At 32.8% G+C, this 9,145-nt stretch carries 8 protein-coding genes; 4 read left to right on the top strand and 4 right to left on the bottom strand.

The window, feature by feature from the left end:
* From H526_RS0114550 to H526_RS0114540, 3 genes are all read left to right on the top strand, one after another.
* The coding region (locus H526_RS0114550) for a RagB/SusD family nutrient uptake outer membrane protein (RefSeq protein WP_027393682.1) at positions 1 to 891 on the top strand (891 nt) is incomplete at its 5' end.
* A gap of 379 nt (positions 892 to 1,270) precedes the next feature.
* A complete protein-coding gene (locus H526_RS0114545; protein WP_027393681.1) occupies positions 1,271 to 2,389 on the top strand; it encodes a GNAT family N-acetyltransferase in 1,119 nt (372 codons plus the stop codon).
* 122 nt (positions 2,390 to 2,511) lie between these two features.
* Positions 2,512 to 2,703 (top strand): hypothetical protein, encoded by a 192-nt coding sequence (locus H526_RS0114540; RefSeq protein WP_027393680.1) that lies wholly within the window; start codon positions 2,512 to 2,514, stop codon positions 2,701 to 2,703.
* A gap of 66 nt (positions 2,704 to 2,769) precedes the next feature.
* Here the strand turns inward: H526_RS0114540 and capB are convergent, their stop codons facing one another.
* The 3 genes from capB to H526_RS0114525 form a co-directional block, all read right to left on the bottom strand.
* On the bottom strand, positions 2,770 to 4,029 hold the full coding sequence (gene capB / locus H526_RS0114535) for a cysteate-C-fatty acyltransferase (RefSeq protein ID WP_027393679.1): 1,260 nt from the start codon (positions 4,027 to 4,029) through the stop codon (positions 2,770 to 2,772).
* Positions 4,030 to 4,179: 150 nt separating this feature from the next.
* The gene (capA, locus tag H526_RS0114530; RefSeq protein ID WP_027393678.1) at positions 4,180 to 5,220 is read right to left on the bottom strand and encodes a cysteate synthase; all 1,041 of its coding nucleotides are present in this window, start codon (positions 5,218 to 5,220) and stop codon (positions 4,180 to 4,182) included.
* Between the two features lie 91 nt (positions 5,221 to 5,311).
* Positions 5,312 to 7,372: a S9 family peptidase gene (locus H526_RS0114525; RefSeq protein WP_027393677.1), complete on the bottom strand. Its 2,061-nt coding sequence runs from the start codon at positions 7,370 to 7,372 to the stop codon at positions 5,312 to 5,314.
* 145 nt (positions 7,373 to 7,517) lie between these two features.
* Between H526_RS0114525 and H526_RS0114520 the strand changes: the two genes are divergently transcribed.
* Entirely contained in the window at positions 7,518 to 7,841 is a 324-nt protein-coding gene (locus tag H526_RS0114520; protein WP_027393676.1) for a YbaB/EbfC family nucleoid-associated protein, read from the top strand.
* A gap of 69 nt (positions 7,842 to 7,910) precedes the next feature.
* On the opposite strand, the gene H526_RS0114515 is transcribed toward H526_RS0114520, so the two are convergent.
* Positions 7,911 to 9,014: an OmpA family protein gene (locus tag H526_RS0114515; protein WP_027393675.1), complete on the bottom strand. Its 1,104-nt coding sequence runs from the start codon at positions 9,012 to 9,014 to the stop codon at positions 7,911 to 7,913.
* Positions 9,015 to 9,145: the final 131 nt, after the last annotated feature.

Here is a 9,145-nt window from a genome sequence, read left to right as displayed (position 1 = left end):
ATGGGTGAATACCAACAAGCCTATGACCAAGCAAAAGGAGTGATTGATAATGAAGGAACCTATAACCTAGGATTAGAACCAGATTTTCAGGATCTATTTGACTCTTCACTAATAGACACTTCCTTAGAACCAATTTTTACATTGGATTTTATTGGGGCAAGCAATGGAGATGATGGAAGAGATTATCAAGCAGCATTAACAGGACTTAGAGATGATCAACAATATGGTCTTGGAGGTGGTTGGTCTGTAGGAGTTCCTTCCTTAGAAGTATACAATACTTGGGATGGTAGAGATTACAGAAAACAAGTGAGTTTAGATACCATAGGAGTTTTTAATATCACAGATCCTGTTACAGGAGTTCAGTCGTTAGAAGAGCGACCATTTACTGTTTTTAAAGAAAGTGGTGCTGGTAGAGGTGTGAATCGTCCACATATTGCAAAGTATACTCGTTCTATCGGAACAACTGCTACCGGAAATGGTAGAGGATCAGAAGCAAATTATATGATGATACGCTATGCAGAGGTGCTATTAATTGCAGCCGAAGCATTAAATGAAGTAAATCCTGGATCAAGCGAAGCTCACGAGTATGTAAATAGAGTAAGAGCTAGAGCAAGAAGTGGAAATGGTGCTACTTTCCCTGAGGATGTTTCTGGATTATCACAAGATGATTTTAGAACCATCGTATTAGAAGAACGTAAATGGGAACTAGCATTTGAGTTTAAAAGATGGTATGATATCGCTAGAAGAAGAATTGGTAGTGAAGTGTTTAGTGCTTCAGGGTTAGAAGGAGAAAAAGCAAACTTTGACCCTAATCAAGATTACTTATTCCCATTACCAGCAGAAGAATTAGCTAGAAATCCAAACTTAGAACCGCAAAACCCAGGGTATTAATAAAAGTCACAATATTATAAATATATAACCACTATGAAGACATATAATCTGATAAATGATGAATTGAATTAGCCTTTTAAAATCATCGTCGAATTAGTTTATAAAGCTTCAATTAGTGAAATAAATGCAATTAATTAAAATTAGTAAAAATCCTGGATACTAAAGTTGTGTGTGTATAAATAATAAGTAAAATTATTGTTTGTTATGTATCCTTTACTCCATTGATCATTAGTTTGATCAGTGGAGTATTTTTTTTTAGAAAAACATTACAGTCAACTATTATAATGATCAAGTTATCGATTGATTTATTAAAATGACCTGTTTACGTTAAGATGTTTGACAAAAGGGTTATATATTTGTTACGAACTAGCGAAGTTGTATGATTACGATTAAAGAAATTACCTCTAAAGCAGATTTAACTACATTTGTTAAGTTTCCTTTTGAATTATATAAAGACTCTCCCTATTACGTTCCTTCTATTATTAAAGAAGAGTTAGATGTAATGAATCCGGCTAAAAATCCTGTTTTTAAAAATGCCGTAGCTAAATATTTTCTTGCATATAAAAACAATAAAATTGTTGGAAGAATAGCGGCAATTATCAATTGGATTGAAGTAAAAGAACAACAAAAGCCAAAAATCCGTTTCGGATGGTTTGATGTTATAGATGATCTTGAAGTAACCAAAGCTCTTCTCGAAAAAGTTGTTGATTTTGGTAAACAAAATTATTTGGAGTATATGGAAGGACCTGTTGGTTTTTCCAATATGGATAAAGCAGGTATTTTAATAAAAGGATTTGAAGAACTTAATACCATGATTACTTGGTATAATTATCCATATTACCAAAAACATATGGAACAATTAGGTTTCGAAGATGCAGCTACTTGGGTAGAATATAAAATAAAAGTCCCTACTGAAACTAAAGATAAAGTAATCAAGTTCGCTAAAATAATCAAAGAACGCTATCAACTTCAATTACTTAAGTTCAAAAAAAGTAAAGAACTTTTAAAATATGCTGATGATATGTTTGATTTACTTAATAAAACATATAGTAGTTTACAAACATTTGTACCGATACAACAGTATCAGATTGAAATGTACAAGAAAAAATACTTACCATATTTAAATCCTGAATATATCACCTGTATAGCTGATAAAAATGGAAAATTAATTGCTTTTTCTATTGTTATGCCTTCTTTTTCCAAAGCCTTAAAAAAGATGAATGGCAAAATTTATCCTTTAAAATTTTTGCATATTCTTAAAGCACAAAGAAGAAATGACACTGCAGCTTTCTATCTTATCGGAGTAGATCCCGAATATCAAAACAAAGGAGTTACCGCTCTTATTTTCAAGGAAATGAATGAAACATTTATACGTAATGGTATAGAAATGGTAGAAACAAATCCCGAATTAGAAGAAAATAAAGCTATACAAGCTTTATGGAATGATTACGAGCACGAGCAACACAAAATGCGCAGAACTTACCGAAAAAATCTATAGATAAAACAAGTCTTAAATTATATTAAATCTTTTTTAGCAAACATTTAATACAAAAAAACTATTATTTCCCCGATATACTGTTATTTTTAGACAACTAATTTTTACTCTAAAACCATAACATTATGATCAAAAAAATTTTAAACTTACAAGGAGTTAGCGAACTTAAAAAGCAACAAAAATTATCTATCAACGGAGGAAGTAGTCCATTTTGCAGTTTTGGACCATTGACATTAGATTGTTCTACGAATATTGATGGACGATGTACCTGTGTTAATGGTAGATGCGTTAAAGGTCCTGAATATCATTGTAGATAATAAAAATCATAAAAAAACAGCTGCTTTAAAAGAGTAGCTGTTTTTTTATTCTATTTAAAGGTATTTTTATTCTCCCATCGCTTCTGCTAGGGCCGCAGACATCTTTTTATAAGTACCATTTTCCAATGTTTCTCTTATCGCAGAAAAAGCATTTAATGTATCTTCTATATCCTGCATAGTGTGAGAAGCCGTGGGAATCAATCTTAATAAAATCATTCCCTTTGGTATTACCGGATATACAACTATCGAGCAAAAAATTCCATGGTTTTCTCTTAGATCTTTAACTAATGCCATTGCCTCAGGAATACTCCCTTTTAAATAAACAGGAGTAACACAGCTCTGAGTTGTTCCTAAATCAAAACCTCTATTACGCAAACCATTTTGTAATGCGTTTACATTTTCCCAAAGTTTCGCTTTTAATTCTGGCATTGTTCGCAACATATCCAAACGCTTAAGCGCTCCTACAACTAATTGCATTTGTAAGGATTTTGCAAACATTTGAGAACGTAAATTGTACTTAAGATAATCAATTATCTCTTGATCAGCAGCTATAAATGCTCCTGTACTAGCCATTGATTTCGCAAATGTAGCGAAGTAGACATCGATATCATCTTGCACTCCTTGCTCCTCACCTGTTCCAGCACCTGTTGCTCCAAGAGTACCAAAACCGTGAGCGTCATCCACAAATAATCTGAAATTATATTTTTCCTTAAGCGCAACTATTTCTTTCAACCTTCCTTGCTCACCTCGCATACCGAAAACACCTTCAGAGATTAATAAAATTCCTCCTCCAGTTTTTTGAGCCATTCTTGTAGCTCTCATTAAATTTTTCTCTATGCTCTCAATATCATTATGTCGATACGTATATCGTTGTCCTTGGTGTAATCTAACACCATCAATAATACACGCATGTGCATCTACATCATATACTATAATATCATCTTTACTTACTAATGCATCAATAGTAGATACCATTCCTTGGTATCCAAAATTTAACAAATAAGCGGCTTCTTTATCTACAAATTGAGCTAATTCATTTTGTAATTGCTCATGCAAATCTGTATGACCACTCATCATTCTAGCTCCCATTGGATATGCTGATCCATAAGCAGCTGCAGCTTCTGCATCAACCTTACGAACTTCTTCCATATTAGCAAGCCCCAAATAATCATTGATACTCCAGGTAACTACTTCTCTACCCTGAAACTTCATTCTATTTGATATTGGCCCTTCTAACTTAGGAAAAACAAAATATCCTTCTGCCTGATCTGCCCATTTTCCTAAAGGTCCTTTGTCTTCGTATATTTTATCAAATAAATCTCTCATCTACCGCTAATTTGATTTCTTTAAGTTTGCGAAAATACAGAAAATTGATGTGATTGCATAATTATATTCTAAATCACTACCTCTACCTATTTTTTCACAAAAAAAGCACCTGTAAAATATCAGATGCTCATATTTTTACATTAAATAATTTTACTTAATAAACTGAACTTTTGTAGCATCCTCTTCATGAACACTATCAAAAAATCCTTGTTCGGTCATCCATTCATCACTAAAAACCTTGCTCATATAGCGAGATCCGTGATCGGGTAAAATAATAATTATATTACTATTTTCGTCAAATTCTCCTTGTTCAGCTAATTGCTTTACTCCTTGAATAGCTGCTCCACTAGTATATCCTAGAAACATTCCTTCTGTTTTCACCAATTCTCTAGCCGTATGCGCACTATCTTCGTCACTTACCTTTTCAAACTTATCAATAACATCAAAATCTGTAGCAGTTGGTATTAGATTTTTACCTAAACCTTCAATTCGATAAGGATAAATTTCCTCTTCATCAAACTCTCTAGTTTCATGATATTTTTTTAATACCGAACCATAAGCATCGATACCAAGTACTCGAACTTCACTATTCTTTTCCTTTAAGTATTTTGCAGTTCCAGAAATCGTCCCGCCCGTACCACAACATGCCACAAAGTGGGTAATATTTCCATTTGTCTGGTTCCAAACTTCTGGTCCTGTTGTGTTATAATGAGCATCAATATTCAGTTCATTAAAATATTGATTTATATAAACTGAACCTTGTATTTCTTCGTGAAGCCTTTTGGCTACTTGGTAATAAGATCTTGGATCATCCGCACTAACGTGTGCTGGACACACATAAACCTTAGCTCCCATGTTTTTAAGCATGGCAATCTTATCTTTTGATGATTTTGAACTAACTGCAAGTATGCATTCATAACCTTTAATTACACTTACCATCGCTAAACTAAAACCAGTATTACCACTGGTAGTTTCTATAATGGTATCACCAGGTTTTAGAATACCTTTTTTTTCGGCTTCTTCTATAATATAAAGTGCTATTCTATCTTTAGTGGAATGCCCAGGGTTAAAAGATTCTATTTTAGCATAGAAATTACCTGGATAGCCTTTCATAATTCTGTTTAATTTTACAAGTGGAGTATCACCTATAAGCTCTAAAACATTATCATAAGCCTGTATATCTTCTCTCATAAGGTTGTGTTTTAAACAAATTTATAGAACTGAAAAAGGGGAGTCTACAAACCGTCACAAAAACGCTACGAAGTTACGTTAATTTTTTTAATTAATTCTTTATACCTTCCAAATCTAATAAAAATGCATATTCTTCTGCAACTTCCTTCAGAGCTGCAAACCTTCCAGAGGCTCCTCCATGACCTGCTTCCATATTAGTATGTAATAACAGGAGGTTTTTATCAGTTTTTAACTCTCTTAATTTAGCGACCCATTTAGCTGGTTCCCAGTACTGAACCTGAGAATCATGTAAACCTGTAGTCACCAACATATTTGGATAATTCTGAGCTGTAACATTGTCATAAGGAGAATACGACTTCATATAATCATAATATTCTTTTTTATTTGGATTACCCCATTCATCATACTCGCCTGTGGTTAAAGGAATACTATCATCTAACATCGTGGTTACTACATCAACAAAAGGAACAGCAGCAACTACTCCATTATATAATTCTGGAGCAATATTTACAATAACTCCCATCAATAAACCTCCAGCGGAACCTCCCATAGCATAAAGATGATTTACATTAGTATACCCTTCCGAAATCAAAAATTTAGAACAATCAACAAAATCTGTAAACGTATTTTTCTTTTTAAAAAGTTTTCCTTCTTCGTACCAAGAACGTCCTAGATATTCTCCTCCTCTTACATGAGAAATTGCATAAATAAATCCTCTATCTAACAAACTTAATCGAACACTTGAAAAATACGGATCTATAGTAGAACCGTAAGATCCATAAGCATATTGGAGCAAAGGATTAGTTCCATCCTTTTTAATTCCTTTTTTATGGACTAAAGATATCGGTATTTTTGTACCATCAGTAGCGGTAGCCCAAACTCTTTCTGATACATAATTACTTTTATCAAACTTACCTCCTAAAACCTCTTGCTCCTTTTTTACCTCTTTTTCTTTAGATTCCATATCAAAATCAATAACCGAATTTGGTGTCGTTAAAGAGTTATATGCATATCTAAGAACTTTAGTATCGAAATCTACATTTGTACTTACATAGGAGGTATATGTTTCATTATCAAAAGGAAGGTAATAATCATCTGTGCCATCCCATCTTTTGATATTAATTTTATTCAAACCATTACTTCTTTCACTTATAACAAGATAATCTTTAAAAATATCGACGTCTTCTAATAAAACATCTTTACGATGAGGAATAAGGTCTATCCAATTTTCTTTTAAGGTATTCTTCTCAGAAACCTTCATTAACTTAAAGTTTTTAGCTTCATCGGCATTTGTCAATATATAAAAATCTCCACTGTAATGAGCTATACCATATTCTAACCCTCTAATTCTGGGCTGAAAAACAACAAAATCTCCATTTGGATCGTCAGCTTTTAAAATATGGTATTCTGATGTTAATGTGCTACTAGATCCAATTACTATATACTGTTTAGATTTTGTTTTATAAACAAAAGTATTAAAGGTATCATCTTTCTCCTCATAGATCTCTACGTCTTCTGATGAATTTGAACCGAGGCTATGTCTAAAAATTTTATGTGATCTTAAAGTAGCTTCATCTTTCTTAGTGTAAAACAAAGTTTTACTGTCGGCAGCCCAAGTACTTCCACCAGAAGTAGTTTCAATTACTTCTGGATATATCTCACCAGTCACTAAATTTTTGATACGAATTGTATACTTTCTTCTACTTAAAGTATCGGTACCAAAAGCAATTAATGTATTATCTGGACTTATATTTAGTCCAACCATTTTAAAATAAGCATGTCCTTTTGCTTCTTCATTACAATCAAATAATATTTCTTCTTTTGCTTCTAAGGTGTGTTTTTTTCTAGAATAGATAGGATAATCCTTTCCTGTCTCATATCTAGTAATATACCAATACCCATTCATTTTATATGGCACTGATGCGTCATCTTCTTTAATACGTCCTTTCATTTCTTCAAAAAGACTTTCTTGAAAATCTTTTGTATGCCCCATCACCCTATCGTTGTAATCGTTCTCACGTTTTAAATAATCAATTACTTCTGGATTTTCCTTATCATTAAGCCAAAAATAATTGTCGACACGGATATCTCCATGTTTTTCGAGATGTGTAGCTTTTATATCTGCAGTTGGGTTTTGAACTTCTATCTCCAAAGTATTTAATTTATAATAGTTACGCAAAGTTGCAAAAGTAATCGTTAGTAACAATATAATTCATAGAGTTTTCACAATAATCTCTTAGTTTATTAACAGTTAAAGCAGTAATTTTGTTCTTAATAAATCATTAAAAAAAATATCAATGTTTGGAGATATGATGGGAATGATGGGTAAACTAAAAGAAACCCAGAAAAAAGTAGAAGAAACAAAAAAAAGACTAGACACTGTTTTAGTAGACGAAAACAGCACTGATAATCTTCTTAAAGTCACAATAACCGCTAACAGAGAAATAAAAAGTATTTCTATTGCCGACGAGCTACTAAATGATAAGGAGCAGTTAGAAGACTATTTAATTCTTACACTAAATAAAGCTATTGCCAAGGCAACTTCTGTAAACGAAGCTGAATTAGCAGCAGTAGCAAAAGAAGGAATGCCCGATATTCCTGGTCTGGATATGTTTAAATAAAACATAATAAGCACAAAAAAAAGGAAGCAAATTGCTTCCTTTTTTTTGTGCTTATTAATAAAGAACCTATTAGTTATTAATTAATCTAAACTCAGTTCTACGGTTAGCTGCATGCTGACGCTCTGTACAAGAAACACCATCTGCACATCTATTTTTTAATCTGTTTTCTCCGTAACCATTAGCTACCAAACGACTTCCATTTATTCCTTTAGATAATAAATAAGTAACTACGGCCTGTGCTCTTCTTTCAGAAAGACTCTTATTACTTGATTTAGAACCTCTAGCATCTGTATGAGAAGCGATTTCCATTTTAGCTCCAGGGTTATTTGCTAATACCGGCATTAACCTAGTATCAATAATACTCTTAGCTTGAGAAGTTAAGGTAGCACTACCTAGATTCCAATTAATTGGTAATGCAGAATACTCAACTAAAGAACACTCTACTTCTTTCCAAGTAGTTAATCCTCCCTTTTGTGTTAACACTTCTTTACTTACCGATTTAAACGTAGCAGGAACTACAACTTCTTCAGAATAAGCATCTTTAACCATAACAGTCTTAGTTATTGTAGCATATTCTGCTGGTATAACTTCTTCAATTGTTCTAGCTGGCTCAGAAACTACTCTTTTTGTATAAGAACTTGATTTTTCAGCTATAGCATTACTAGTTGTAGTAGCATCACTACTTAATGTTTTTATTGGAACTGTAGTAAACTCTGCAGGATATCCTTTATAACACCAGTAGCGGCAGTCATCAGGGTTACTTGATGCACAATCAGGTGCAGGAGATCCAAGCTCCCATTGAGCATACGCTGGCTTAATTTCTACCGTTTCTGCTCCTGTTCCGAATTTAGCAGGAATTACTTTTAGTGCAGATGCTTTTTGCTTTTTGATAAAAGTTACTGTTTCTGTTTTATATTTTGCAGGTATTACAGTTAACTTCTTTGATTCTTCTTTAACTAATACTTTTTCAGTTACTGTCTCAAAAGTAGCAGGATAAGTTTTTAGCTTTCTATACTCTGGTGTAATTTGAACTTGTACATTCTGATTTTCGTAAACATCAGGTGTCGTACAACGTACATAGCACTTTCCTGGTTCAGGGTTAGCAGGCAAATCTTGAGCCTGAGCAGAAATTCCAGCGATTGCAAGAAGTACTAATAAAAAACGATTTTTCATGTTTTGATGATTTAGTGGTTATTATTATGTTACACTTAAAGTTACGAAATTATATATATCAAAAGGAAATGTTAAAATGATCATTTAGAAAAACTATCCGTTTTTCGACGTACTGTTTTTTTTCTCGATAA

The sequence above is a fragment of the Aquimarina latercula DSM 2041 genome (assembly GCF_000430645.1).
Classification (GTDB): domain Bacteria; phylum Bacteroidota; class Bacteroidia; order Flavobacteriales; family Flavobacteriaceae; genus Aquimarina; species Aquimarina latercula.
Note: the sequence above shows the minus strand (reverse complement) of the source record. Positions and strands in the feature narration are given on the sequence as shown.